The sequence below is a fragment of the Marininema halotolerans genome (assembly GCF_900116235.1).
In the GTDB taxonomy this organism is placed as follows: Bacteria; Bacillota; Bacilli; order Thermoactinomycetales; family DSM-45169; genus Marininema; species Marininema halotolerans.
In genome coordinates this window covers 40865-67406 of sequence record NZ_FPAA01000004.1, presented here as the reverse complement: position 1 = coordinate 67406, position 26542 = coordinate 40865, and the positions used below count along the sequence as shown (strand labels likewise).

The following is a 26542-nucleotide window of genomic DNA, read 5'->3' as shown; positions in this document are numbered from 1 at the left end:
CCTTGGGTGGCCCATTGAATTAAGCGCTTTCCAGAGGAACGTCCGACGGGCGTCCTTTTGCCTGAGAGATTCACCACATGGGTTTGCTCCTTCGGCGCCACAACTTGTGGTCTCTCCTCCCGTCATCAACCGCCGTAGCTTGGGAATTTTCATCTTCATTGTGCCACAACTTGAATGGTATTTCGATACCCTGCTATCAAATGCCCTCTACTACTCTATAAAAGATGTGCATATTCCCTCTACCATCCGTCTAAACAATCTTTCATCCCTCGCATATGAATATATCAAGCCAGAGGGAAAGAGATTGAAGTTCTTCCTATCAATCTCCCAACGGCAGCGATCATGAAACGGTCCCTCTTACCTTATCACGAAAGGGGGTGACACAATGTCAGCACATCTCAATGACTGGGGTAAATGGGGTAAATGGGGTAGTTGCGGATGCGGTTGTGGCTCTAACAAATGTTGCGGTCGTGATTGCATTACGAACACCAATATCAATATCATTAAACGCGGCGACAATGGTACAACTGCAGGTGAAGTAAAAAACAAATAACACCACGTATGAATTTCAATCAGGAGTTGAAATCCCATGGCAGATGGGTTTAAGAATTTTGTTAGTAGTGATGGTTGCAGAAAAGATCGATGTTGTTGCGATCGGAAAAATTGCCAATGTTGTGGTCGTGACTGCATTACGAACACCAATATCAATATCATTAAACGCGATGATTAACAAAACGTCGCTTGCCATTCATTTTTAATAAGTCATATCGAGGGGGTGAGTTCGTGTCCGGATATATCAACGATTGGGACGGTGGCTGGGGCGACTGTGGTTGGGGAGGTTATAGAGATCCTAACCGGGGACGTCGAAGAGGGGATACCATAACCAATGTGAATATCAACATCATTAACGGTGATGATGATCTCGGTAATCTCGAAGACACATTGGGGCAAGCTGGTCTCAAAAAGACCCAGATTGATTCCGTGGTAAACCAAGTACGCTCCCAGAAAAAACGGTAGTTTCCGTGGCTTCGACCGGTCCTCATCCGACCGGTTATTTTTTTCCATCGGTTGGAGTACCCGTGCCCCAATGGAAATGGAGGGGAGTATATCTTGTTTTTCGATGAATGGGAGCATATGCAGCGCACCCAATACTATCAACAAGCACAAAAGAAAATTACCAATGTGAATGTCAATATCATCAATACGCAAGAGATGATCGAAATGTTAAAAGTCCAACAACAAGAAATTCAAGCCTTACGCAAAGAAGTTAAGCAATTACAAAGCCACATAGCAAAACCTGCGAAAACAAAAAAGAGCAAATAGCACCTAGGGACTGCAGGATAAGGTCACATGTTTGTGGCCTCTTTTATATGCAGTCTCACGATATTTTTTATTATGTGCAGAAAGCTCTTTTAATTGTTTCAATAAATAAGTGCGCCGTTGATGAATGTATGCAAGAATTTGCTTGTGTTCGTGGCGAAAGCGTTTTATTAAACCCGGTTTATACGGATCTTTATACACATAAGGGGCAAGTTGCTCATAATGATGTTGAATAATGGGCTGTAGCACTTTGGGATGAAAATATTTGTGGAGGATGACTTCCAGAATATCGCAGTAACGACGACGATATTGAGGAATGGCTAATAATCGAGCGGATAATTGATTGTCCCCCTTAATTGAGACAAAATTATATTTCATAACCCTACCGTTACAATCTCGTCCCCACGTTGCATCAAAATCCCAGGGTATAATCTGAAAGCAACCGGTAAGCGGATTGCGATAGAGAGCATAATTGTGTAAAAAACCATCATAATTTTGTGTACATACGACACCTGCCAGCCAACGAAGGTAGTTTTCGACATCTAAGTAATTGCCGATCTTTTCACGAAAGATGGCGGTGTGTGTTCCATTCACCCATGATAAAAAATTTCGCAGGGTTTCATCATCGCATGGAACCCCCTCTTTGCGTTCATAACCCGATAACAAATCCTCTTTGATCTCGTTGCGAGTATTCCGTCTTGAAAAATTGGCATCGTCATTCACTGCATAATGGATAGAACCCCTTGGTTTATTCCGCCTACGAAAAAACGAAGCATTGACTGATTCTAAAGCAAGGTATAAGCCTTCATCTTTATCATTGATGCGTAACCACACATGACGTGACCGCGGGGACATCACCCCAATGCTTCTGAAAAAATCAAGGGAGAGTTTATTTCGAATGAAGGAATTATCCACATATTCCGCATTCAGATGCACTTCCTGTCCGTGTTCTTCGTCAATGAGATAGTAGGATTTTTTTAATAATACACGGGTATGCGCCCCTCGAAAGCAACACCCTACTCTGACCTCTTCTCCATCTTCAATTCGAAGCAAGGCAGGTGCGGGATGACTACTCCATACATTAAACTTCATTTGTTGCCACAAAGTTGGATCCACCTGCAACGTGTATATAGGAAGTGGTGACCGCATCACACCTACCCCCTCATCCATCGTGTGTTGCTACTACTATATGAAGAGGCTATTCCGGGTGAACGGCTTCTCAAAAAACCATCATTCGCCTTTTTGTATCTGGTCCCTAGGAAAAACTCTGGCACATAAAGAAGGAGAAATGCACTCATACTAGGATCAACGCATGATGACAATTTTTCCTCGGAGGTTAAAAAATGGAATCTCTACCTATCCGCGTGGATCGTACATGGTTAAATGACTTCCTTAAGAACATGGAGCAAGAGTCAGGATGGTCGACCTGGGAACGTTATCGTCTTGCGTTGGAAGCCGCTGAGCTGCAGTGTATTCCTGATTTTGATACCCTCCGTTGCTTAGAATATGTTACCGGCTTTGAGCCACTTCCTCACCAAATTGAAACGGCTCAGAAAGTGCTCGGTCAAATGAAGGGGCGTGCGATCCTTGCGGATGAAGTGGGCCTAGGAAAAACCATTGAAGCCGGCCTCATTTTAAAAGAATACATGGTACGAGGGCTTGTTAAGAATGCGTTGATCTTAGTCCCATCCTCCTTGGTTCTCCAATGGACACGTGAGCTGAATCAAAAATTTCAAATTCCTGCAACGCCACAAAAAAAAGAGTGGATGTGGGATCAGTACGATATTCTCGTGGCATCAATTGATACGGCTAAAAGAGACCCTCACCGCAGTAAAGTATTAAATCGTCATTATGACTTATTGATCGTTGATGAAGCCCACAAATTAAAAAATCGCCGTACAAAAAACTGGCAGTTTATTAATGAAATGAAAAAGAAATACACCCTACTGCTCACAGCAACGCCCATTCAAAATGATCTACACGAATTATATAACCTCGTTACCTTGTTAAAACCTGGTCAACTTGGACAACAAACCTCTTTCAACACAACCTATGTTGCCGGCAAACGAAAACCCAAAAATGAAGATCAACTGCGGGAAGAAGTTCATCGCGTCATGATTCGCAATAAACGAAGTGATGGTCATATCTCCTTCACCAAACGTCATGTCCATACCGTACGAGTCACCCTCTCTCCAGAGGAACGCGCGCTCTATGAAGGAATTACACAGTTTATTCGTGAACAATACCAGTCCAACCGCGGCCAATTAAAAAGCCTACTCTCTCTCATCACCTTACAGCGGGAGGTATGTAGTAGCCGTGATGCTGCCTTTCACACCCTATTTAAGCTGTTTAAACGAGAAAGCGACGGATTAGAATCTCTTTCCCCCGAAGTCCTTCACCTGGCAGGGCTGCTTCGAGCTGTCCAAACGCAGTCAAAGGTCAATGAAGCGCTTCGCCTGGTGAAGGAAATTAATGATAAGGTCATCATTTTTACTGAATATCGCGCGACCCAGGACCTATTGATACGGGCACTCAATGAACACAATATCTATGCAGTCCCTTATCGCGGGGGCTTTGCACGCAATAAAAAGGATTGGATGCGGGAAATTTTCCAAACTCGAGCTCAGGTCATGGTCGCTACCGAAGCAGGGGGAGAGGGGATCAACCTTCAATTTTGTCACCACATCATCAACTATGATCTTCCTTGGAATCCCATGCGCGTAGAACAACGGATTGGACGCATTCATCGACTGGGACAATCCGAGGATGTTACCATTTTTAATTTTGCAACCGAAAATACGATTGAAGAACATATTGTTTGGCTTCTCCACGAAAAAATCGATATGTTTCGGACTGTAATTGGTGAAGTTGACACCATCCTTGAGAAAATGGGCTTAAAAGAAGATGTAGAGCAAAATTTAATGCGAATTTTAATCGAGTCTAAGGACGATCAAGAAATCCAAGTACAATTAGACAAACTTGGCGACCAATTTGCCAGTGCTGAAGAACAAGTCCGAACGGAAATTGAAAAACGGGAAGTGTTGATGGATGGAACCCAATCAAGTTAGATCCTTAACCCTCCGCTACTTAGAAGCTTATGATTGTCACATGATCGAAAAGCATCCTGATTATATAGAAACTCGCCTTTCCATTGAAGTGGATAAGGATATTATTCAACGCCCTTTTTACTGGATGTATGTAGAGAAGATGGGCTTAGAACCACAACCCGCTACGCTATTATTCACCTTTGAACCAGGAAAAGCGCCCTCTGGTGTTCGTGAAGATCTGCTCACTTCTGGCGCTCCACGCTTTCAGCAAATGCTCCGCTCTGCCCGTAACCACGGCCGTTTTGTTAGGCTTTACGAGGATAAAAGACCTCGTCTACTTAAAGAAGGATCCCTTCCCTATGAACCTTGGCTCGTTCTTCATTATCAGGTCTCTTTTCTATGTGATCGTAAAAAAGACCATCTGATCAGCTTAGGAATTGACCTTCGCACGGGTGCGATCAGCGAAGGCTTTGATCAACAACTACAGGGACGTGATTGGACCCATAAACTACCTGATCGGCGCCATACCCTGCCCTCCATCCTCTCCATCCCTGAAGCCGTTGGTGAATTAGAATATTGGCTACAAGGATGGATTGAGAATCAAGACCTCACCTGGGCCGATCAAGCGATGGATCAGCTAAATCAAGAATTAGCCCAACTGCATGCTTTTTATCCTGAGGAGTGGCGAATGAGTGATGAGCTCCATGAAGAAAAAAAACAGCGCCTTCGTGAAAGCATTTGGCAATACCATCCACGTGTGGAAGTGGAAACGGTAAGTGCAGGTCTCTTCTACCTCACACCCACCCATCCATAGGCCCTATCCAATATAGGCATCGAGAAATCCCATATCCTTGATGTCTTGCAATCGTGCTTCGGCATTGGACCGAACTTGGAATGCCCCCGCCTGCACTTGATAACATTGGTGGGAAGCACCCACATTCATAATCATCGAGTCAATGCCACCCAGGCGTAAGTATTTCTGTAAAGCGACTGCTTGCTCACGTTGGTTGAACGAACCAGCAATAATTCGGTAGACAATTCCCGCCCTACGGGGGATGAATTGTAGAGCTTTTGCGATCCCCTCACCCATGGCATTCCCTAACTTTGTCATAAAGGAGTGATTTTGTAGGTACCGTTGCTCATCAACGGTATCAATAAACAAACACTCGAAGTGAATTCCTGGCACCATGGCATAGTGCAAGAGATACATGTCAGCTTGTTTCATTCCTCGATCCATGATCTTATAGGGTGCTAATAATGAGATTACCTTTGTGTGAATACGATGTTGTACTTCGATGGATTGATCCAGAGAGGATGATTTACTTACATAGCTTTCCAATCCATGCCCCTTGCCTGAATTGATATGAAGGGAGCAAAAGAAATCAGCATAGTGATGATTAATCAACGACACCCGCTCACGAAGCCGAAGGGTTCGATCCGTTGTGCGTGTCATATAGACATGGACGCGATAGCGACTCGTCAGGTACCCCCTCATTCGTAGGGCTAATTGAAGGGTAAGATCCTTTTCACGCAATTGCCCTGCTACTACGCCAGGATCTTCACCTCCATGTCCTGGATCAATCACCATTTTCATCATATCAAGGGCACCTCCTGCTATCAGTCTATGAAATGCCCTTGTTGCCTGTTTAGTCAGCTGTATGGAAATAAAAAAATAATTAAAAGGGCTCCCAGTTGGGAGCCCTTTTTATCTTTGGTGTTTAATATAACGTAGAATCTTCTAAGCCCAAGGAACGCCGATAGATCCAATGATAATCTTCGACTCGCTTAATCACCCGTGGGTTACCAAAGGTCTGAGGATCTTCCATCGCCGCCTGAGCATATCGTTCGATTTGTTCAGGATCAACACCTTGTTCGATCAGACTTGGAATCTCAACATCCAAAACTAATTCTTCTACAGCAAGTACCGCTGATTTCGCCGCTTCTTCCAGTGTCATCCCTTCAATATCGACACCCATGGCAACAGCAATGCGTGCAAATTTCTCTGGGTTCCCCATCCAGTTGAATTCCATCACAGGAGGCAACATGGCGGATACACATTGACCATGCATGACAGGAACCATTCCACCAAGTGTTTGAGCCATCGCATGAGCCGCTCCTGCAGAGTCACTCCCATAAGAAAGTCCTGCTAACATCGCAGCTTGCGCCATACCATAACGTGCTTCAATGTCGCCACCATTGGCATAAGCCCGACGTAGATATTTTGCTACGTATTCAATCGCGAGCAACGCAAAGGCATCCGTAATCGGTTGTGATTGGTGCATGGTATAACACTCAATAGCGTGAGAGAGCGCATCAACACCCGTTGCTGCAGTAATGTGAGGCGGCATTGACAAATGGAGTTCAGGATCGATAATCGCTAGGTGAGCGGGGATCAATGGACCACCCACATTAAATTTGATTTCCCGAACAGGATCTTTAATTACAGCCCATTGGGTAACTTCTGAACCCGTACCTGCTGTTGTAGGAATTGTCGTTAGCGGAGGAATACGATTTTCCAAAGGCTTACCATTATCGGAAGCTTCATAGGTTAACAGGGGTTCAGGATGCACCGCTTCGACACCGATTGCTTTCGCTGTATCCATCGAGCTTCCGCCACCAATTGCAACGAGTCCATTACACCCTTGTTCCTTGTAAATGCTACTTCCACGTGCCACTAACTCCGTGTCAGGTTCGCCTTGAATCTCATGGAAAATATAAATGTCGAGTCCAGCAGCCTTCAAAGATTCCGCAATGGGATCAATAATTCCTGCTTGGAAAATCCCATTATCTGTAACGATCATTGCTTTGGTAACACCCAACGCTTTAATTTCATCCGCTGCCTGCTTAGATGCACCAATTCCTGAGACGACTTTGGTAGGCATAATAAAGTTTTTTTGATCCATCATTTGTTCGAATCGCATGGTCATGGTGTTTCCCCCTTAAATGTTTACCTGTTATTTAAACCAACCCATCGGTTGAGGGTTTAGATTTTGGAAAATGTGTTTTTGTTCCGTGTACTCTTCGAGACCGGTCTTTCCAAGTTCGCGACCAATCCCTGATTGTTTATATCCACCCCAAGGTGCTTGTGGGAAATAGGGATGGAAATCGTTAATCCAAACCGTCCCCATACGCAGACTCCGGCTCACCCGTTGTGCTCGACTCATATCTTGTGTCCACACAGCCCCAGCCAAACCGTATACAGAATCGTTGGCAAGAGCGATTGCTTCTTCCTCAGTCTTAAAGGTTTCAATCGTCAAAATGGGACCAAAGGTCTCTTCTTGGACGATTCTCATCTTCGTATCACATCCATCGAAAATCGTCGGTTCCAAGAAAAATCCTTTTTCGAACTCAGCTCCTTCGGGTCGTTTCCCCCCAATCAGCAGTTTCGCCCCTTCATCTTGACCCACTTGAATGTAACCTTCTACCTTCATCCGATGCTCTGCAGAAGTTAGAGGGCCCATTTGAGTGGCTTCATCCATCCCATTTCCTTGTCGAATATTCTTGACTCGTTTTACTAACTCCTCAACAAAACGATCATGAATACTCTCTTCAACAAGCAAGCGAGCTCCTGCAGAGCAAACTTGTCCAGCATGGAAATAGACCGCGTTCATCGCATAATCGACGGTTGTTTCAAAATCACCATCTGCAAATACGATGTTCGGATTTTTCCCACCTAATTCCAACGCAATTTTCTTCATGTTCCCTGTGGCAGCCTGCATGATTTTGCGGCCCGTTTCAATCCCGCCTGTAAAAGAAACTAAATCAACCTCATCGGATTCCGATAGCTGTGCACCCACTGTTGCACCCGGTCCGGTTACAACATTCACCACGCCTTTGGGAAAGCCAACCTTCTCCATTAACTCAGCCACTTTTAACGTGGTAAGCGGCGTGATTTCACTTGGCTTTAACACCATGGTACAACCAGCAGCCAAAGCAGGTGCCAACTTCCATGAAGCCTGAAGCAATGGATAATTCCAAGGGGTAATCATTCCACAGACCCCAACTGGCTCACGAACCACCTGACTGATGGCATCGGGCATAGGGGGCTCGATCGTTTCGCCACCATCTTTATCCGCTAACCCAGCATAGTAACGAAATACACCAGCGATATCTTCCATATCTGCGCGACTTTCCACCAGCGTTTTACCCGTATCTAGGGTTTCTAAAGTCGCTAATTCCTCATTATGCTCATCAATAAGTGCCGCTACCTGAAACAATTTCTTTCCCCGTTCAGCAGCGGGTATATGTGGCCATTCGCCTTGGTCAAAAGCAGTACGAGCAGCTTGGATCGCAGCCTTTGTATCCTCACGTCCCGCCTCGGGGACAATTGCAATTTTCTCTTGATTGTAAGGATTAATTATTTCCCGCGTCTCTCCGGACTGAGCGTGGATCCATTCACCATTAACATACATTTTTTTCGATTCCAAGGTTTCACCCCTTATTGTTTGTACAGTTTTTTCTGTACGAACTGTTTGTTTCTAATGATACCATTTCCCAATTGTCTTTGACAACCCATCCCTTTTATCATGTACATTCTCTTATCATTTCATTTGAAATTCACCTTATTCCCTTACAATCACCCTTTCCAATCGAATACCTTGCATTCACACCGGAGATAATGAAGGCAATCCCCTGTTTATCATGGATACAATTCCCAATCTGATTCCTGGTAGGTATCCTTTCATGCTGATTCCTCTTGTTTTGTAAACAGGGGGTGAATTTGAAAAAATAAAACCGTACAATATAAACTGTACATACTGTTGGCAAATTACTCATAGCAGAAAGGAGGAACTTCTTTGGTTCTCCCCACAAAAATTGAAGAAGCCAGGCGAGTTTATATTGAGTCACTGACCGAAACCATGGCCATGTATGGTCTAAGTCCATCGATGGGTCGTCTCTATGGGACCATGTTTTTTCATGAAGACCCGATGACTTTAGATGAGATGATGGATCTTACAGGAATGAGCAAAACGAGCATGAGTACGGGGGTTCGAGCTCTCTCCTCTTTAAAATTAGTCCATAAAAAATGGTTAAAAGGCGTTCGGAAAGACCTTTATGAAGCCGAACACGATCAAGTGCGTTCCTTCGTTGAATTTTTTTGCGTCATGTGGGATAAGGAAATCGAATTAAATGCACGCGCAATCTCCCGGACAGAGGACGATTTACGAAAACTTCTGGATGAAGCCGACATCACTCCCGAGGAAACCACCATGATTTACAACGACTTAGAGCGGCTTACAAAAGCAAAGCTTTATTATGCTTGGTTAAAGGAACTGGTAAAAACCTTTGAAAGCGGAAAGATCTTTGAACATGTCCCTGTTCCGAAGCAAGAACAAGTGGAAGATTAATAAAGGATAGGCAAAGAGAAGATCTTGGATATTGTCCTTGATCTTGCTTTGTCTTACTATGATAAAAGCACTACTTTTCAATCAATTCAGCATAGGAGGTATTGCCCCGTATGCATAAAATGGATATTCAAATCGATATTGCCCGTGAAATTGAAACCATTGATAAAAAAGCGTTTCATCTCGACCTGAAAAATGTACTCAGCAAATATTTTGAGATCAATTCTATCCATATCCGCAAGGAAATACATACCGTTGAAGTGGAGCGCCTACAGTTCCGCGAAAAAATGGTGACTGAAATTACTGAGTCAACACCACCCGATCCCTTAGTCGAGATTGAACGCACCCCACTGGTGACGGAGTTTGATTCGACTTCAACTCAACCCCCCCTCCCTAAGTCCAAACGCTCCGTCGACCAAAAACACGCAAGTCCCACTTCCGATGATGAAACCCTATACTATTAGTAAAAAAGTGTGGCGGATATCCGCCACACTTTTTTATGACACAAGATCGATCAATAACAATCCGGCATGCGATCCTCAAAAACCGGAATCTTCTTTCTTACTGTTGTCACTTGGCTCAAGTCAACATCGGTTGTGTAGATTCCTTCTTGCTCGTCACCTTCAACGAGAATTTCTCCCCATGGATCGATCACCATCGAATGACCACAGAACTGATTATTAGGATCGGTTCCCACTCGATTAACCGCAACGATTACCATCTGATTTTCGATGGCACGGGCTTGATTTAACAACCGCCAGTGGTTCAACCGGGGATGGGGCCATTCTGCCACTACAAATAAAATTTTCGCTCCTTGAATCGCAAGTGATCGAGTAAATTCTGGGAACCGGAGGTCATAGCAAATCATCAGCCCCCCCCAATCATCCCCTAGGGGGAAAAGCGCACCATCACGCTTTCCTGCGGTAAGTACCTTCTCCTCCTCCATTAACCGGAAGAGATGAACTTTTCTATAACGAGTGACGATGCGTCCTTCTGGTGAAAAGATATAGGATGAATTATAAAATTGCTCTCCCTCTTTTTCACCAATCGAACCCGCTACTAAATAGATTTGATGTTGTTTAGCAAGCATAGCCAATTTCTCAGGTAGTTCTCCACGGTCGGCAATCTTCTCAAAACGCGTTAAATCATATCCCGTATTCCACAGTTCAGGAAGCACCACCCAATTCGAACCTTCCTGAGCTACTGCTTGACTTACCCTTTGTTCAACGCGTTGCCAATTCCTTATCGGATCTCCAAAAGAAACATCCATCTGAATAAGTGAAATTCGCACTGTACCCCTCCCGACACTTTCCTACTACACCCATGATGATTTATAGGTTACTAATTCTACGCTTTATTTGTCTACTATACCCATACTGTGGAAAGAAACGAAAGGTGCGAAGCAATGTTTTATATCGTCGCTTCATTTCCTCCCGATACGTTATAAATGATTCTCCCTCCATATAAAGTAGACTAAAACAACTTAGATACATAAAACTGACTACCTCATGTACCTCTGGATATCGCCCTACCAAGTTTTGATGGTATAACGTCTCCTGCACAGCTTGTACACGTTCTAAAACAGAAGTAGCCGTACCAAGATCATCTTTTTCACTCATACGGAAAAGGGCTTGAACGTTCGTATCAATCTGCGGGAGGATTTCTCGTAGCTCACCATGAAGACGGCATTGTAAAAGCACTTGAACCACCTGCCATTCTAGAAGTGAAATCCAAAAATAAGCAAAATTTATTTTTATTAGAATTTTAGCAATGAACACTCTGAACGGATCCCCATCGCGATGCAAATTTACGGGTCAATATCTACTATCCATCCTACACTCGCCTTACCTCATCAATAAACGCGCAATTTCGATAAAAACAATTACTAAGTATGTCGATAAATGTCTTCTTTCGCCTGTCAAGTATTGAAGTGTAAAAATATTAAATTTTTCGGTTCTTTTTATAGATACAATATACCATCATCGTTTCTTTCTCTTCAAGACCAATTTCATACAGAGAACTATACGTGGTTAACATAAAAAAGAGGCGGATTCCGCCTCCATTATGGCATCAAATCAGCCCCTTCGCCCTTTTTCATTTCACCATCTGATTCGGTAATGATAGGGGGAATCTCCTTTTAAGATAACGCATTTTTTAAATCAGCAATAATATCTTCCACACTTTCAAGACCCACTGAAATTCGAATTAGGTCATCGGTTACTCCCATTCGTAACCGATCCGCTTCTGGAATCACGGAATGGGTCATTGTTGCTGGATGCTGAATTAAGGTAGTCACTTCACCCAAACTGACTGTCAGTTGACACAATTGTACGCCATCCAGTACACGACGCGCGCCTTCAAGCCCACCTTCTACTTGAAAGCTGATGACTCCACCAAAGCAGCTCATTTGTTCTGCTGCGAGTTCCCTTTGAGGATAACTGGCTAAACCCGGATATACTACACGCGTGACCTTTGGATGGGCATCCAAATATTCAGCCACTGCCTGGGCATTCATTCGATGACGATCCATTCGCACTTCTAATGTCTTTAGCCCTCTTAATAACAACCAAGCATCAAAGGGCGAGAGAACTCCACCCATATCCTTTAAGGTAGACATTCGTATCGAATCCATTTCTTCTTTTCTTCCCACTGCCAAACCCGCAATCACATCGCCATGCCCCCCAATATACTTCGTAGCACTATGAATCACAACATCAGCACCGTATTCGATTGGACGTTGTCCATAAGGAGTGGCAAAGGTATTATCAACAACCACGATTGCCCCTGCTTCCTTAGCAATGCCACTAATTTTTTTTAAATCTGCGATTTTCATTGTCGGATTAATCGGGGTTTCCAAAAAGATCACACGGGTATTGGGTTGAATTCCCTGACGAATAGCCTCTTCATCGGACATATCTACATAGTTCGATTGAACCTCAAAACGATCCTGTAACATGGTTAACAAACCATAGGTACAACCATATACGCCATCTGCACAAAGGATATGATCACCTGTACGAACAAGGCCTAATAACACACTGGATATCGCAGCCATACCTGAACCAAAGGCTAATCCCGCTTCTGCACCTTCCAATTCAGCGATAACCTCTTCTAATTGTTGTACAGTTGGATTCCCTAGGCGTGTATAAATAAATCCCTCTTCTTCCCCAGCAAAACGGCGTGCTCCCTGTTCCATATTTTCGAAGACAAAGGTGGATGTTTGATATAAAGGCGGAATTAACGAACCGGTTTTTGAACAAGGGGCTGCACCACCATGAATTAGACGCGTTGCAAAGCCTTTCTTTTCTTCCATAATCTCCACTCCCTTTTTTCTCTACTTCATCGAAGTTTGATGGGGTGGCTGACTCTGTCCCACATGGATCAATTGAATCACTTTCACCCAGCGCCCCACCATACACTTCCCATATCGATTGTAAGCGCTTTCAACTAAGATTGTCACGTGGAGACCCTCCATATAAAGTCGTTTCAGTATCGCAGGATCCCCACTTAACTGATAGCGCTCTCCATTTTGGGCCTCCATAATCCAACATCCGCCTTCTATATTTAGGTGCCGCATCGTTCCAGAGAGAATCCATTGCGGATTCTCTCTGGAATCTGCGAAAGCGGCCTCCGTGAGGAATCCCCCTATGAGCAGGATCAGTACACAAAAAAGGACCATCCACTTACGAATGGGTACGAAATTCATCTAACTTCCCTCCATTCAGGTGTTACCCGCTAGTCTCCCATCATGGAGGGTTATTTACTCGTTATCCTCGATTCGTACCGTACAATCGTTCATGCATACGTAATGCATAAGGATCAGTCATTCCCGCAATATAATCACATACAACCCGTGCTCGAGAAGAAGGATCCTCGGCGATACGATGACGATCATTGTTTAATAATAATTTCTCTTCCTCCATCATCGCTTCAAACAACATCCGAACCACATGATCCCCTTTCCATGCAAGAGCCTGCACCGATTGCGAGTGAATGACCCGCTCTTTGACAATTAATTTTAGACGCTCATTTAATGCTTTGAGCTCTTGAGGAAGTTTAGCACGATACCGAAGTCGTTTGGAGTGGAAAGGTTCACTCAGTAATTGTTCACATTCCACATGATTAACAAAAACCGCAATCAATGAAGCAAATACCTGTTTTAGTCGATGTTTAAAATCATCCTGTCCAATATCGAGTTCATCGGCTAGCTTACTCGCCTCATGTAATTCTTCATACAATCCTTGCCATGGACTTGCATTTAGTACATCCCGTAATTCTTCAAGTTCCACTAAACGTAAATTTACTGCATCCTCTAGATCATGGGTTGCATAAGCAATATCATCAGCTAATTCAATAATCGAACATTCAAAAGACAAATGACGGGTTCTTCGGTATTCCGTACTTGGATCCAAAACGGCCCTTTGAAAATACGTACGTTCCTCCTTATCAAAGGCAGACAATACCCAATTAAAGCTAGCAAGGTCACTTTTATAAACACCGATTTTTGGAGGCCATCTTTTCGCTTGAAAATGGGTAACCTCTGCAACCGCGTCTTCATAAAGAATTGGATATTTCATTACGGACAAAAGTAATCCCCTCGTTAGGTCAAGTCCCTTCTCATGCCTTCCCTCTAAGCGAGTAAGGATACGAAAGGTTTGTGCATTCCCTTCAAAACCGCCATAAGAAGCCATCATACGATTCAGGGAACGCTCTCCTTCATGACCAAAAGGAGGATGACCTAAGTCATGGGCCAATGCTGCCGCTTCAACCAAGGAGATATCAATTGATTCTCCTTGGGGCAATACCACAGACTCATGATTAAGAAAAATGGCGATACCCCGAGCAATTTGTGCAACTTCCATCGAGTGGGTGAGCCGGGTCCGATGCAAGTCCCCAACATCCGTGCCAATGACTTGCTTTTTTGATTGCAACCGGCGAAATGCCGCACTATGAATAATTCTACCATAATCGCGCTCAAAGGCATCCCTTACATCCCGCTGCGAACGAGACACGCCACCCCCACGTCGTTCTTTATCTCGCTCACCATAAAAAGAATTATTATTGATCATCATTTGCATTCAGGTATCCTCCTACAAACTTCCCCTTGTATTCAATTCCTGCTGACTTGTTCGGGTTCCTTTTTTCAGGCATCACAACAATGAGCAACCCTAGTTAGAGGAAAAAGCCCGAACGCTCCCCACGGGCTATATCCTTCGCTGCCTTCATTCTCCCTCAATAAACGCGCATCTTCAATTGTGCAACTTTCCCCCCACGGACAATTACCCAATATAAATGGTGTTGACGAGGTCTCGTTGATACACGCAAAGTATACAATCCAGGCGACAAACCAACAACGCCAAAAAAACCATGTCCATCCGATCGTTGGATAAACCTTTGTCCACAACCCCTTACTTGAATCATGACGCCATCTTTGAATCCACCTTGCCGATCCAAAACAACTCCCATAATATGCCCTTCTCCAGCCCGTCCCTTCCATGGCATTGCAGGTGTGGAGACAGATTGTTGAAATAATCGCTGCTTCAATTGTTGGTAGAAAAGTAGATTGTCCTGTCCATCTTTGTTCGTTACAGCATAACTATACAGACTGATTCCTGCTAACCGCTTTCCTCCAACAGAAGTGATACGCGCTCGTTCAATTTGCGCAAAGCTCCCGTCCATAGCGTTAAGGTAGATACCTGGACCTGCCGCAATCAATCGTTGATATTGATGATCCTTTTCCCATTCAATCCATTGATCGTACCACAGTTTTTGCTCAGCCACGTGTTCTCGATCATAATTCATCGGGATCATCAGGTCGATAATCCCTTCTTGTAGCCACCCCACCCAATCTTGCATGACTTGCTGAAAGGGTGCACTCATGTGATATTCGTCCATCGTGACTGGCCCTTTTCCCCAGGCAATGACCGCTGCGGATATTTTGATATTCATGCGAATGGCCAATGACTTTAAATAAACCTTTCGCACAAGATGCGTCACTTGCTGACGGCGCCATTCTTTCCAGCTTTCCTCGGTTTCCCCAGGCAACCCTACATAACCTGTAATTGCCTGAAAACGTGCTACGCTGATTGAATTATACCCCCAATCCTCACCCATGTATCGAACAAGATCAAGGTGAATACCATCCACCTCATATTCTCGTACCACATTAAGATACTGCTCGACTGTATACTCCACAGCGTCGGGATGCCCTGGGTCCAGTACATAATCCGCACCGCTACGATTGAGACCATCCTTGCGATCCATTAGCCAATAATCCCGCCCTGTTGCCATCGGACCATGTTGGTTAAATACATGGTCCGATGAAAGTGGAGGCGTCGCGGAATTCCAAATGGGAAGAGTCGCTAACCACGCGTGGACTTCAATTGATGGTTGTAAAGCGTGCGCCTTTTTTATGAGGTCATCTAAAGCATCAAAGCCTGGCGTTAAAGAGGGATCCTGGGTACGCGGCTCTAACGCTCGATTAAAGTAGACATCCCCACGTCTACGCACCTGTACAATGACCGCATTGGCCCCAGCTGTCTGAACATCACTTAAAAGTTGATCCACCTGTGCTGCAGTTTTTATCCCATCATGAAAGGCATCAACCCAAAACCCACGAAACTCAGCGGAAGTCGTCAAAACCTGTCACCTTCCTTATCGTTTGGGGTCGTCTTTTTCTGCCTTGAATAACCAGCCAATGCCGCTCCAATCTGATCTTGGAGGGAAGTTTCCGATTGCGGGGTGTATCCATTCATCATGATCGAGTAAGCAAACCATTCATGATCCTGGGTTTGTACATACCCCGAAAGAGTGCTTACATGGGTGAGTGAGCCCGTTTTCCCGCGCAGGTTATTAGCAGCGGGCGTATTTTTCATGCGGTTGGCAAGAGAACCATCTTTTCCAGCCAAGGGTAACGATTGATAAAAGGCCTCAAATTGAGCGGTCTTCCTTTGCGCCGCCAGTAAGAAAACCAACTGTTCAGGAGAGACAAAATTGTATCGAGTAAGCCCCGACCCGTCTTCGATTTGAAAAGTTCCTGGGTAATGGATTCGCCATAGATAATCCTTCACAACTGCAAGCCCATTCTCTGCTGACCCGATGCCATGTTTCTCCAAACCAAGGGTTCTTAGGATCATCTCCGCATAAAAATTATCACTTGCTTTATTTAAATAGCGGGCCACCTCGGACAAGGGAGGCGAATAGTAGACCGCCCATGGATCTGTTTTTTGTGGGACTCTCTTCTCCGTTACTGCCCGGGTATCCGTCACATTGATTCCTTCCCGGATAAGCGCTTCTTTTAAGAGCACTCCTGTGTAACAATGCGGACGCTCTACAGGAACGCGCGTATAATCTCCTTTAAAATCAAGGGGCAAGCTCCCACTGAGATGAATCCGATTGGTTCCCCGTTTTCGTTCAATTTTCAAGGTGTTTTTTGAACCGGCTTCTCCTGTCGTCACATCAACCTTTACTTGGACATTTTTCGTCTGTGGTGTGAGGCTCCAGCGAATGGGGTCCCCTACTTTATCACCAGGCAAATAATCAAAGCGAACGGTTCCACGGTTTACACTTAGTGCGGTAATTTGTGGTTGATAATACTCATTTTCATTGTCTGATGCCCACCCTTTTCCGTAGATCTCATTAGAGAAGGCCGTTGAATCCACTGCAATATTCCCATGAATCCGCTTTATACCTCTTTTTTTGATGTCCTTGACGATTCCTTCAATGGTAGGACCTTCTTGTACCTTCAAGGAGCTTTCTGATGCAAGCGTTGGATCCCCATATCCTTTGAGGATAAGGTCACCATGAAGGGTACCGTGTGTGATCTTTCCATCTACCACCAGCTCCGTCCGAAATTGATAATCTGGCCCCAGGGCATCAAAAGCTGCCGATGAAGTCAACAGTTTCGTATTGGAGGCAGGTGTTTGATGCGTGCTTCCCTCATGTCGATACATCGTTTCACCGCTGTCAAGGGAACGTACCACCATCCCCGTCTGTATTCCTTCATACCCCTCTCGATTAACAAGTGGATCTAACAAAGCGGAAAGGGGATACTTTTCCGTATCGTTTACCGCCTTGACCTCCGGAATCTCGGGATAGGAGGCAAGCGTTATGCCCATCCGATCTTCTAAATCATCAGCAACCTGCTGCCGGCTCACACCATTGATCATGATAGAAAAGGCCAAGGGCTCACCTGTGCGGGATTTCACTATTCCTGTTAATCCGCTGATGCCGGGCTCATCCACAGGAAATGCACGCAAATTCTCATCAGCACGGGTCCCTTCCATGCGTCCCTTTAACGCTCCTTCTCCTACGGAAGTAAACAAGGTCGTCAGCTCTTTTTGAGAAGGATCGTGTGACACCCATTGCATCAAATCGGTCAATTGTTCAGGGGACATTACACTCATTCGAGAAAGGCCAGATCCATCCTTCGGTCGAAACGTATCCTTCACTCCCACCGTATGCGTTGCATAGTGACGCAACACTTCTAATCCTTTCGTATCACTACCTTCCTCACCTGCTTCTACAGCCAATTGCCGCAGAAGTACCTCCCCAATTAAGCTATGCTCAACCTCCTTCATCTTAGAAACTAATGTTTTTAATGGCAGAGACTTTTGTGTGAGTAGGGGATTCCCACTGGGGGCGATTCCCTGCATGACACGCGAATGGGGTGCGAATCGAATCCCGACTTTCTTCATGCGCTGTTGAAATACCTCTCCCGTATAGAGGGAAGGATCATTCACTGTTCGGCGCAATTGAACGGGAGGATGGCTATGACCAATTTTTCCAGAAACCACATATTCATTTTTCGCTCGTGTTCGATCCACTTCGATCGCATTGCTACTTCCCAAAGAAGTAGTTGCCTGGTTTGAAAACGTAACATCCGATAATTTTGGAGAAATGGATACATGAGGCTTTTCTCCTATTGAACCTGGCTTTATTGCAACCTCTATCGTATTGCCATGAAGGTCTAATGCACCAATTGGGGCATGCGCTGGAAAGGACTCCTGATCCCACATCCAACTGATCCCGAGCTTGGTTGGATCAAAACGCGTATCATCCACGACAAGATTGCCAGTAACCCTTTGTATCCCTTTTTCTTTTAGAGCACGGGCCAACTTGTCCACCTCTGCCACATCCAAAGAAGGGTCTCCGCCACCCTTCACAATTACATCCCCATGCAAGATACCTCCCCTAATTTTCCCACGAGTGTACAGTTCGGTTGCAAATTGATGGGTAGTAGACCAAGTATGATACGATGCACTTGCCGTCCATAACCGAGATACAGGACCCGGTACTAATGTCTTCTCTTTCCGGTAAGAAGCCAGCACCCGATGATCCTGTAATGACACCACTTGATAAGCAATTGACATCCCTGCTCCTTGCGAGCGTGACTCTATCCCCTTGGCAAAGGTAAGCAACCGTTGTTCTAACCGTTGATCCGGTGCATCAGCGGCTATTGAAGTCATTGGAACAGGGAATAGACCTCCAATCAACCCAGCAATGACCCCGAGTGTACACCACCATCGCCATCGAACCCACATTCTACTCAACCTCCTCCGCTCAAAGCACTGATAGCTTATCCACATTCTACCAGATCACTCCAGCAAAACATGACGAAAGCAGTCGTAGGTCCACAACGTTATTTAATGGATCGATTTCTGCAACCCCGCTCTGACCAACAATTATCCTTGCAATTCACATCCTGGACCCCTGATCACATTTAAAAAGCATGATTTTTGAATTCCAATATCATTTTTTAAACACAAAAAACGGGGGATATCCCCCCGTTTTTTGTGTTCTCTAACCATGCTCGCGCTTATCCCGTTTGACGGACTTGAAAGGAAGTGCGACTTGATTGAAGGGATTTATCTTGGTCTTCACTCGGATAGGAAGATCCTCCATCAATCATTGCGCATGGCATGAACACGCGACGTCCACTCTCCCAAAGGTCAGGCGCATAAAAACTGTAGCGTCGTCCTTCCATGGATTCTGCATACACAACACGACCTGTGTGAGAACGTAGGAGTGCAATACTTACCCCTAGCGTATCTTGACCCGCCCGCTCAAAAATCAAATCAAATCCTTCCCCTGCTGGAAGCCACTTGGTCACGTGACGAAATAATGGCTTCACGGTCCGTTCTTTATATAATTGGATCGTCTCTTCGCATTCTTGTTGATAACGCTCAATCTCTGGAAACCAAGGCAAAGCGGAAGGCCAATCAAAGCGCGATCCTTCTTCTGAAAAAATCGCTTCTAAACTGGTCGCCCCAATCAACATCCCACCATATCGCTCTTCTAAATAATGACGCTGTTCCTCAGTTTGTGATACGACACCCATCCGAGCACCGTGACGATGGAGTGCATCTAAGATTTCTAATCCGTTGCGATCGACTTTTTCCCGGTTCGAACAACCATAGTAGAATAAAACCGATTCACCTCGTTGAAAATCTGCACGTCGTAGCATTCGATCGGGACGCAATGCTGCTCCCTTTCCTAGGAAGGTCATATGATTTCCTTTAGTTGACCCTGAAAAGCCAATCGTTCCACCATCCGCTAACATTTGAAACATCCGTGGAAACTCCGCCTCTAGCCCTGAGTAAGTCAAATATTGAGGCAACTGGCCCCCATTTCTTCTCCGGGTTTCTTCCACCAAAACTTCGCCCATCGCACACCATTTTCTCCACCTCGATGGATCACCCGGAATTTTAGTATAGATTCCCCGATAGCGCAGGCTGTTTTGGTCCATCATTGCGTCCCTCTCCTTTGTAAATTTTTCACCTGGACTTCCCAGGATCACTTTGAACCTCACATCAATCACTTCAAATTGTATTAGTACAGTATCCGTATTTTGTTCTTTGTTATATAATACACAGACTCTCTCTGAATGACAAGGCTTTTTTCCGGAAATTCAAAAAATATGTTTGTGAAGGAATGATTGACCCTCCTGCAAGGATTGGCTACACTAAGCGGTAACCTTTTATTTACTGCTGGATCGGAAAAGGAGAAGCTTATGCCCTATCTTCTTATTGGAATCGCGGGTGCATGTGGAGCACTACTCCGTTATGGTCTATCTGTTCTGTTGGTTTCTGAAGGAACCAGCTTTCCATGGGTCACCCTTCTTATCAATTACCTGGGTTGCCTACTACTCACCTGGCTCAATGAAAAAAAAGGTCCCTTTCAATCCAACCCTGCCCTAAACACAGCAATAACAACCGGTTTTATCGGTTCTTTTACGACCTTTTCTACGTTTAGCGTCGAAACCATCACACTCATCCATACGGGACAAATTCTTTTGGCTCTCCTTTATCTACTGTTGAGTGTATGGGGTGGATTCGCCTTTGCTTGGCTCGGGGCCAAGCTGGCTTCCTCCACTACTCCTTACGCTAAGGAGGGAGATCAATGATCCTCTCCATCTTAGAAGTTGCCCTAGGCGGATTTATCGGTTCCTTGACCCGTTATTTCCTCGGTCGCTTGTTGAATCCGTCCACTGCAGCCCTTCCATGGGGAACCTTCATCGCCAACTGTACCGGTTCATTTTTACTTGGATGGGTTTATGGCGATCATCCATCAAGCGATGGACTTCTTTTTCTTGGCACGGGTTTTATGGGATCATTTACGACCTTTTCTACATTTTATTGGGAACTTCATCGTTTAACGAGCCAAAGAAAGCGAGAGCGTATGTTTCTCTACCTGGGTCTGACCTATAGCATTGGCATACTCCTAGCTTACCTCGGTTTTTTGTTAGGCAAGCAAACCTGAGCCTCTCATCAGAGCTTCTCCGTTACTTTATTGGCGGTGTTTATCCGCTGAGCACGGATCTCTCTTCCTGGCTTCCTATATCAAAGAGGCATGCCCCATACGGAGCATGCCTCTTTGATATTGCGTTTATCTTATACCCTTTTGCTAATTGTTTCGTGGCATCCGATCGTCGTCTTTGCTATCCATTCCTTGTACTCATCAGGAGTCATTCCATAGATGGCGGTATGTACTAAACACCCCTCAGAGGAGCGCATCTCATTCCGCAATATCCCTTCTAAGGTAAAGCCCGCCCGCTCAGCTACTTGGCTACTCCGTTTATTTTCTGCATCGCAACGAATTTCCACCCGTTGTGCATTGAATTCTACAAAGGCGACTTTCATTAGCCGGTACACGGCTTCGGTTACCAATCCTTGTCCGGTCGCACCCGTGCGAATCCAATAACCGATTTCAAATCGCGGCACCGACCAATCAATCCGGTATAAACCACAAGTTCCTAACATTTGTTGATCCTCTTTCCGGATCATCTGATAAATCAAATGGGTTCGCTCAAGACAATGAATGCGATATGCCCGTAACTTCGCTTCAACATCCATCGCATTGGGATTCGTTTTAAACCACTCCAACCAACGTTCCAGCTCTTCTCGACTTTCTTCCACGGCTTCAAAGAGCTGTGCACCATCACCTGGCTCCGGTTGACGCAAGAACAGTCGTTCTGTTTCTAGAGAATATGGGACTTCCCTTAGAATCGACGGTATCAATACTCATACCTCCTCATCGAACCTCTCGATTACTAACGACGATGCCATCCCTTTTTATGATATTGGATGGTTAATTTCTTCCAGCGTTCTTTTTCAGAGCGCATCGCCTCGCTACTCTTCTTGCGTTCGAGATAGGCAAGTTCTCGACCCAGCTTACGGTAATTTTGTAATCGCGAGGAATCTAAAACCCCTTGATCAATCGCTTCTTGTACCGCGCATCCCGGTTCCATCTCATGGCAACAATCACTAAATTTGCATTGCTCAGCCCAAGTGAGAATATCCGCAAAGGTATGGTCAACTCCGCCTTCATTCTCCCAGACCTTAAGGAGACGCATCCCCGGCGTATCAAGAAGAAGCCCCCCTTCGGGTAATAGGACCAATTCACGATGGGTCGTTGTGTGACGTCCTCGTCCATCCGCGCGTACTTCACCGGTCGCCAAAAGCTCTTGATCAGCTAAACGATTAATCAGGGTCGATTTCCCTACACCTGAAGAACCCGTAAGCGCCACTGTACGCCCATATTCTAGGTATCTCTTCATGCAATCGATACCTTCACCGTTAAAAGCGCTGACAACATGGACAGGCACACCAAGCGCCACTTGTTCTACTTGCATCCGCTTCTCATCAGGATCTTCACATAAATCCGCCTTGGTCAGGACAATTACAGGCATCGCACCACTCTCCCAGGCAACGGTAAGATACCGCTCCAACCGCCGGAGGTTAAAATCCTGATCAAGACCCATAACTAAGAATACTGTGTCGACATTCGCTGCCACAATCTGCTCATCAATATGAAAACCCGCTTCACGGCGAGTAAATTTGCTTTTCCGTGGGAGAATCGCATCAATCACCGCTCTCCCATCGCCACCTTCACGTAACACGACCCAATCACCCACAGCAGGAAACCCATCTCGGCCCACTGCCTGATGACGTAACTTGCCAGAGATGGATGCAAGGCGCTCTCCACCTTCGACTTGTACACGGTACAAGTGTCTATGCTCCAATGTTACGCGTCCTTTTACCATACGATCTGCTTGATAGGTGCTATAACCCTCTTCGAAAAACGGATCCAAACCCCAATCTTGTAAGTTCAATGCTTATGTCCTCCCTATTGGTACATACTTGGTATCGTTGATAAATTCGGTTCACAATTGCGTTGTTTACCCTGATGGACATAAGACATCACCCTTTCCAGTTGATTGGAATGCGGCTATTGGATCAACTTTACATTCCATCGCTATTATACAACAAAATACAATTATGTGTAAATAAAATATAAAAATTTTAGGCGATTTCTAACTAGAGTGGTCGTATTTCTCCTTCCACTCCTCCAAGCTTAATCGCGGAATTGAAAATTCTTTACCAATTGTGCCATAGGAAGACCCGGCTAATCGTCCAATCGGATTGAGGGTCTTTGTATGAATCCGCCCCTGCTCATATAAGTCATCCTGTACATGAAAAAGAAGAACTTCACCAATGATCAGGTCCGTATTGGGCGTGGGTCCCGTCCCCCCCATGGGGATGATTTGATGCAGACGACATTCCATTTGCACCTTCGTCTGAGCGATGCGAGGAACCTTCACTTTTACGCCAGGCAATAAGTCCAGCCCTACCGCTTCAACTTCACTCACATCAGGAGGAAATTCTGTAGCTGTTTGGTTTACTTGATCGGCGATGCTCTCATCCACGATATGGACGACAAACTCCTTTGCTTGGGCAATATTCCGCGCGGTATCCTTCTGCACCCCTCCTGGCTTACGCCCCACAGAAACAGATATCATCGGCGGTTCGGTACTCACCACGGTAAAGAAGCTAAAGGGGGCGGCATTGACACACCCCTCTTCAGAGATCGAGGTGACAAAAGCAATGGGTCGCGGTAAGATACTCCCAATTAATAATTTGTAATTATCAGCGCGTTCTTGTTTTGCTGGATCCAGTTGCATAGGTGCCTCCTATCAATCCCCATCCAACCAACTGGTTAGATATTGGGCATCTTCTAATTCTAAGGCGGTTTGTGTGACATAGAGTGGACGGAAGGTATCAATCATCACAGCTAACTCTTCTGTTCCTTTTTTACCAATACTCCCTTCAACCTTACCAGGGTGAGGTCCATGAGGGATCCCACTTGGATGAAGGGTGATCGATCCTTCCTTTACTCCTTTTCGACTCATAAAATTGCCTTCAACATAATACAAAACCTCATCCGAGTTCACATTGCTATGCCAGTAAGGGGCGGGAATCGCTTCAGGATGATAATCATATAAACGAGGAACAAAGGAACAAATAACAAAATTCGGACCGGCAAACGTCTGATGTACAGGCGGAGGTTGATGGATACGACCGGTTATTGGTTCAAAATCACCAATGTTAAAAATATAAGGGTACAAATAACCATCCCATCCCACAACATCAAAGGGGTGAAAATCGTATTCATAAGCATGGAGACGATTGTGCGCCTTCACACGAACTTGGTACTGATTGCGATCTGTGTGCGTCTCTAATCGTTCAGGCAGACGAATATCCCGCTCGCAAAAAGGGCTGTGTTCCATCAATTGGCCATATTCATTGCGATACCTTTTTGGTGGGACAATCTCACCTGTCGATTCGACAACAAGAAAACGCGTCGATCCTTCCCCCAATTCGAATCGATAAGTTGTTCCCACCGGGATGACAATATAATCGCCAGGCTGATAGGATAACCTTCCAAAAACAGACTGAAATTCACCCGTACCCTCATGAACAAAAATAACTTCATCGCCATCACTATTGCGGAAAAAATAATCCATCGACTCTGTTGGTTGGCAGGTAGCGATGGCAACATCATCGTTGATTAGTAAATGACGCCGCCCTTCCACTACATCACCACCCGGTGAAGCATTCAAGGTTAACAAGTGGCGATGACGATTCGCTCCTTCCTCCTCAAGCAGTGGTACCCAATCTCTAATCTTTTCTGCTCGGCTCACTCTTGTCGGTGGATGGAGGTGGTAGAGAATGGACTGAATTCCTGAGAAGCCTTTGGTTCCCATGACCTCTTCCCGATACAAGCTCCCGTCCTCTTTTTTAAACTGCGTATGCCGTTTACGGGGAATTTTCCCCATCTGATGATAAAAGGGCATGGTCATCCTCCCCCTATACACGCTTAATAGGATTGGTCGTTCATGATCATTGTATCAGAAATGTTGGGAAGATTTAGATGGAAATGAATGAAGCAGGAGAATCACCATTGTGACTCGGTTCCTTCATCCCTTCCTGTTCTTATCGCCAATTGATTCGTAAGGGTTTGCACCATCGGGGAGAGTTCCTGTGCGTAGTAGACTGGCCATGGCACCTTCGGCATCGGTTCCGATGCCACGATGGCTTGAATCTGGGTCAACGCCTTCACCCAGTCAATATTTTCTCCTGGTTTCAAGATGGCCCATTTTGCAAAGGACTCTTGTTTATACCCCTCGACCAGCACCAAATCCATTGATTGATAATGTACCAACACCTCTGTTAATGAGTAGGTAAACGGATAGTAGATCGCCGTTTGATTTTGACCCACCAAAGACACAAGGGTGGCTCCTGCTTTCCGGTGAGACCAGGAATCCTTACCCACCGTATCCATTTCCAATTCCCTGTGATGATGTTTGATTGTTCCTACGCGATAGCCCTTAGCTGTAAGATTTTCCACCAATTGTGTAATCAATGTCGTCTTCCCAGAACCCGAATGGCCAACCAGTTGTAAAACCAATGGTTGCAATCCACTCCCTCCTTCTCCTCACAAAAAAAGCACCGAACGTATTCGGTGCTTTCGATATTAATATTGTAGCAACGAGATGACATCGACATCTTGAATCTTTTCCCGGCCCTTTAAGTAGGTCAATTCCATCACAAAGGCAGTACCGACGACTTCGGCTTGAAGTTGGCGAACCAAGTTTAGGGTTGCATTAATGGTTCCCCCCGTTGCTAAGAGGTCATCCACGATGAGAACCTTTTGACCTGGTTCAATCGCATCCGTGTGGATCGCTAATTTATCTTTGCCATATTCCAAACTATAGTCGGCCTCTACCACTTTGCCTGGTAATTTACCTGTTTTACGTACAGGGACAAACCCTATACCCAGCGCATACGCCAAGGGAGTCCCTACAACAAACCCCCGAGCTTCAGGCCCAACGATGAGGTCAATTTCTTTCCCTTCTAGGCGGTTCGCCAATTCATCAATTGCCGCTTTAAAAGCTTTTCCATCTTTTAAAAGCGTAGTGATATCTTTAAATTGGACACCTGGTTGTGGAAAGTCCTCAATTACCCGGATTTTATCTTTAAAGTCCATGAT

General features: G+C 45.2%; 28 protein-coding genes and 1 riboswitch. Of the genes, 10 read left to right on the top strand and 18 right to left on the bottom strand.

What is annotated here, in order from left to right; all coding sequences use genetic code 11:
* Positions 1-39: 39 nt before the first annotated feature.
* A riboswitch (glycine riboswitch) is annotated at positions 40-129 on the bottom strand.
* A gap of 248 nt (positions 130-377) precedes the next feature.
* The 4 genes from CHX35_RS17450 (at position 378) to CHX35_RS06200 (ending at position 1323) form a co-directional block, all read left to right on the top strand.
* Positions 378-542: a hypothetical protein gene (locus CHX35_RS17450; RefSeq protein WP_176391925.1), complete on the top strand. Its 165-nt coding sequence runs from the start codon at positions 378-380 to the stop codon at positions 540-542.
* Positions 543-611: 69 nt separating this feature from the next.
* On the top strand, positions 612-758 hold the full coding sequence (locus CHX35_RS17445) for a hypothetical protein (protein ID WP_176391924.1): 147 nt from the start codon (positions 612-614) through the stop codon (positions 756-758).
* Positions 759-783: 25 nt separating this feature from the next.
* Entirely contained in the window at positions 784-1017 is a 234-nt protein-coding gene (locus tag CHX35_RS06205) for a hypothetical protein (RefSeq protein ID WP_091835576.1), read from the top strand.
* A gap of 93 nt (positions 1018-1110) precedes the next feature.
* Positions 1111-1323, top strand: a complete 213-nt coding sequence (locus tag CHX35_RS06200) for a hypothetical protein (RefSeq protein ID WP_091835572.1) — start codon at positions 1111-1113, stop codon at positions 1321-1323.
* A gap of 3 nt (positions 1324-1326) precedes the next feature.
* Here CHX35_RS06200 and CHX35_RS06195 read toward each other — a convergent pair whose 3' ends face one another.
* Positions 1327-2469: a CotH kinase family protein gene (locus CHX35_RS06195; RefSeq protein ID WP_176391923.1), complete on the bottom strand. Its 1143-nt coding sequence runs from the start codon at positions 2467-2469 to the stop codon at positions 1327-1329.
* 194 nt (positions 2470-2663) lie between these two features.
* Here CHX35_RS06195 and CHX35_RS06190 point away from each other — a divergent pair, with 194 nt between their 5' ends.
* Both CHX35_RS06190 and CHX35_RS06185 read left to right on the top strand, forming a co-directional pair.
* Positions 2664-4388, top strand: coding sequence for a DEAD/DEAH box helicase (locus tag CHX35_RS06190; protein WP_091835566.1), 1725 nt, complete (start codon positions 2664-2666; stop codon positions 4386-4388).
* On the top strand, positions 4369-5181 hold the full coding sequence (locus tag CHX35_RS06185; RefSeq protein WP_091835563.1) for a YqhG family protein: 813 nt from the start codon (positions 4369-4371) through the stop codon (positions 5179-5181). Before CHX35_RS06190 ends, CHX35_RS06185 begins: the two co-directional genes overlap by 20 nt.
* A gap of 3 nt (positions 5182-5184) precedes the next feature.
* Here the strand turns inward: CHX35_RS06185 and CHX35_RS06180 are convergent, their stop codons facing one another.
* The 3 genes from CHX35_RS06180 to betB all read right to left on the bottom strand — a co-directional run bounded on the left by CHX35_RS06180 (position 5185) and on the right by betB (position 8779).
* Entirely contained in the window at positions 5185-5964 is a 780-nt protein-coding gene (locus CHX35_RS06180) for an N-acetylmuramoyl-L-alanine amidase (RefSeq protein WP_091835560.1), read from the bottom strand.
* Between the two features lie 121 nt (positions 5965-6085).
* On the bottom strand, positions 6086-7294 hold the full coding sequence (gene gbsB, locus CHX35_RS06175; protein ID WP_091835558.1) for a choline dehydrogenase: 1209 nt from the start codon (positions 7292-7294) through the stop codon (positions 6086-6088).
* Between the two features lie 27 nt (positions 7295-7321).
* Positions 7322-8779 (bottom strand): betaine-aldehyde dehydrogenase, encoded by a 1458-nt coding sequence (gene betB, locus CHX35_RS06170; protein WP_091836159.1) that lies wholly within the window; start codon positions 8777-8779, stop codon positions 7322-7324.
* Between the two features lie 384 nt (positions 8780-9163).
* Here betB and cudC point away from each other — a divergent pair, with 384 nt between their 5' ends.
* Both cudC and CHX35_RS06160 read left to right on the top strand, forming a co-directional pair.
* On the top strand, positions 9164-9715 hold the full coding sequence (cudC, locus tag CHX35_RS06165; RefSeq protein WP_091835555.1) for a choline uptake/conversion transcriptional regulator CudC: 552 nt from the start codon (positions 9164-9166) through the stop codon (positions 9713-9715).
* Positions 9716-9825: 110 nt separating this feature from the next.
* Complete coding sequence (locus CHX35_RS06160) at positions 9826-10176, top strand: hypothetical protein (RefSeq protein ID WP_091835551.1); 351 nt, start codon at positions 9826-9828, stop codon at positions 10174-10176.
* 50 nt (positions 10177-10226) lie between these two features.
* Here CHX35_RS06160 and CHX35_RS06155 read toward each other — a convergent pair whose 3' ends face one another.
* The 8 genes from CHX35_RS06155 to CHX35_RS06120 form a co-directional block, all read right to left on the bottom strand.
* The gene (locus tag CHX35_RS06155) at positions 10227-11003 is read right to left on the bottom strand and encodes a carbon-nitrogen family hydrolase (protein ID WP_091835548.1); all 777 of its coding nucleotides are present in this window, start codon (positions 11001-11003) and stop codon (positions 10227-10229) included.
* A 40-nt stretch (positions 11004-11043) separates the two neighbouring features.
* Positions 11044-11412: a hypothetical protein gene (locus CHX35_RS06150; protein ID WP_140413562.1), complete on the bottom strand. Its 369-nt coding sequence runs from the start codon at positions 11410-11412 to the stop codon at positions 11044-11046.
* Positions 11413-11849: 437 nt separating this feature from the next.
* On the bottom strand, positions 11850-13025 hold the full coding sequence (gene megL, locus CHX35_RS06145; RefSeq protein ID WP_091835542.1) for a methionine gamma-lyase: 1176 nt from the start codon (positions 13023-13025) through the stop codon (positions 11850-11852).
* A gap of 21 nt (positions 13026-13046) precedes the next feature.
* Positions 13047-13418: a hypothetical protein gene (locus CHX35_RS06140; protein ID WP_091835538.1), complete on the bottom strand. Its 372-nt coding sequence runs from the start codon at positions 13416-13418 to the stop codon at positions 13047-13049.
* A 61-nt stretch (positions 13419-13479) separates the two neighbouring features.
* Positions 13480-14790, bottom strand: a complete 1311-nt coding sequence (locus CHX35_RS06135; RefSeq protein WP_091835535.1) for an anti-phage deoxyguanosine triphosphatase — start codon at positions 14788-14790, stop codon at positions 13480-13482.
* A 154-nt stretch (positions 14791-14944) separates the two neighbouring features.
* Positions 14945-16351, bottom strand: coding sequence for a glycoside hydrolase family 10-like protein (locus tag CHX35_RS06130; protein WP_091835532.1), 1407 nt, complete (start codon positions 16349-16351; stop codon positions 14945-14947).
* On the bottom strand, positions 16348-19254 hold the full coding sequence (dacB, locus tag CHX35_RS06125) for a D-alanyl-D-alanine carboxypeptidase/D-alanyl-D-alanine endopeptidase (protein ID WP_176391922.1): 2907 nt from the start codon (positions 19252-19254) through the stop codon (positions 16348-16350). The genes CHX35_RS06130 and dacB overlap by 4 nt, the downstream gene beginning before the upstream one ends.
* A gap of 275 nt (positions 19255-19529) precedes the next feature.
* Entirely contained in the window at positions 19530-20462 is a 933-nt protein-coding gene (locus CHX35_RS06120; protein WP_091835526.1) for a hypothetical protein, read from the bottom strand.
* A gap of 186 nt (positions 20463-20648) precedes the next feature.
* Here CHX35_RS06120 and crcB point away from each other — a divergent pair, with 186 nt between their 5' ends.
* Positions 20649-21116 (top strand): fluoride efflux transporter CrcB, encoded by a 468-nt coding sequence (gene crcB, locus CHX35_RS06115; protein WP_245838673.1) that lies wholly within the window; start codon positions 20649-20651, stop codon positions 21114-21116.
* A complete protein-coding gene (locus tag CHX35_RS06110; RefSeq protein WP_217895870.1) occupies positions 21113-21472 on the top strand; it encodes a fluoride efflux transporter FluC in 360 nt (119 codons plus the stop codon). The genes crcB and CHX35_RS06110 overlap by 4 nt, the downstream gene beginning before the upstream one ends.
* A 131-nt stretch (positions 21473-21603) precedes the next feature.
* Here CHX35_RS06110 and CHX35_RS06105 read toward each other — a convergent pair whose 3' ends face one another.
* The 6 genes from CHX35_RS06105 to CHX35_RS06080 form a co-directional block, all read right to left on the bottom strand.
* Positions 21604-22230 carry a GNAT family N-acetyltransferase gene (locus tag CHX35_RS06105; protein ID WP_091835520.1) on the bottom strand — a complete coding sequence of 209 codons (627 nt, stop codon included), beginning with the start codon at positions 22228-22230 and terminating at the stop codon, positions 21604-21606.
* Between the two features lie 32 nt (positions 22231-22262).
* Positions 22263-23324, bottom strand: a complete 1062-nt coding sequence (gene rsgA / locus CHX35_RS06100) for a ribosome small subunit-dependent GTPase A (RefSeq protein ID WP_176391921.1) — start codon at positions 23322-23324, stop codon at positions 22263-22265.
* 201 nt (positions 23325-23525) lie between these two features.
* Positions 23526-24173, bottom strand: a complete 648-nt coding sequence (locus CHX35_RS06095; protein WP_091835517.1) for a flavin reductase family protein — start codon at positions 24171-24173, stop codon at positions 23526-23528.
* 12 nt (positions 24174-24185) lie between these two features.
* Positions 24186-25346, bottom strand: coding sequence for a homogentisate 1,2-dioxygenase (locus CHX35_RS06090; RefSeq protein ID WP_091835514.1), 1161 nt, complete (start codon positions 25344-25346; stop codon positions 24186-24188).
* Positions 25347-25447: 101 nt separating this feature from the next.
* Entirely contained in the window at positions 25448-25969 is a 522-nt protein-coding gene (mobB, locus tag CHX35_RS06085; protein WP_091835511.1) for a molybdopterin-guanine dinucleotide biosynthesis protein B, read from the bottom strand.
* Between the two features lie 57 nt (positions 25970-26026).
* Positions 26027-26539 (bottom strand): adenine phosphoribosyltransferase, encoded by a 513-nt coding sequence (locus CHX35_RS06080; RefSeq protein WP_091835508.1) that lies wholly within the window; start codon positions 26537-26539, stop codon positions 26027-26029.
* Between the last annotated feature and the right edge of the window lie 3 nt (positions 26540-26542).

What these genes read in the sequence shown, in the direction of transcription:
- CHX35_RS06185 (WP_091835563.1), top strand. Translation starts at nt 4,369, where the DNA reads ATGGAACCCAATCAAGTTAGATCCTTAACCCTCCGCTACTTAGAAGCT.
- CHX35_RS06080 (WP_091835508.1), bottom strand. Translation starts at nt 26,539, where the DNA reads ATGGACTTTAAAGATAAAATCCGGGTAATTGAGGACTTTCCACAACCA.
- CHX35_RS06110 (WP_217895870.1), top strand. Translation starts at nt 21,113, where the DNA reads ATGATCCTCTCCATCTTAGAAGTTGCCCTAGGCGGATTTATCGGTTCC.
- CHX35_RS06140 (WP_091835538.1), bottom strand. Translation starts at nt 13,418, where the DNA reads ATGAATTTCGTACCCATTCGTAAGTGGATGGTCCTTTTTTGTGTACTG.
- CHX35_RS06190 (WP_091835566.1), top strand. Translation starts at nt 2,664, where the DNA reads ATGGAATCTCTACCTATCCGCGTGGATCGTACATGGTTAAATGACTTC.
- dacB (WP_176391922.1), bottom strand. Translation starts at nt 19,254, where the DNA reads ATGTGGGTTCGATGGCGATGGTGGTGTACACTCGGGGTCATTGCTGGG.
- gbsB (WP_091835558.1), bottom strand. Translation starts at nt 7,294, where the DNA reads ATGACCATGCGATTCGAACAAATGATGGATCAAAAAAACTTTATTATG.
- megL (WP_091835542.1), bottom strand. Translation starts at nt 13,025, where the DNA reads ATGGAAGAAAAGAAAGGCTTTGCAACGCGTCTAATTCATGGTGGTGCA.
- CHX35_RS06195 (WP_176391923.1), bottom strand. Translation starts at nt 2,469, where the DNA reads ATGCGGTCACCACTTCCTATATACACGTTGCAGGTGGATCCAACTTTG.
- CHX35_RS06135 (WP_091835535.1), bottom strand. Translation starts at nt 14,790, where the DNA reads ATGCAAATGATGATCAATAATAATTCTTTTTATGGTGAGCGAGATAAA.
- CHX35_RS06120 (WP_091835526.1), bottom strand. Translation starts at nt 20,462, where the DNA reads ATGATGGACCAAAACAGCCTGCGCTATCGGGGAATCTATACTAAAATT.
- betB (WP_091836159.1), bottom strand. Translation starts at nt 8,779, where the DNA reads ATGTATGTTAATGGTGAATGGATCCACGCTCAGTCCGGAGAGACGCGG.
- CHX35_RS06090 (WP_091835514.1), bottom strand. Translation starts at nt 25,346, where the DNA reads ATGCCCTTTTATCATCAGATGGGGAAAATTCCCCGTAAACGGCATACG.
- CHX35_RS06095 (WP_091835517.1), bottom strand. Translation starts at nt 24,173, where the DNA reads ATGCAACTGGATCCAGCAAAACAAGAACGCGCTGATAATTACAAATTA.
- CHX35_RS06160 (WP_091835551.1), top strand. Translation starts at nt 9,826, where the DNA reads ATGCATAAAATGGATATTCAAATCGATATTGCCCGTGAAATTGAAACC.
- CHX35_RS06180 (WP_091835560.1), bottom strand. Translation starts at nt 5,964, where the DNA reads ATGATGAAAATGGTGATTGATCCAGGACATGGAGGTGAAGATCCTGGC.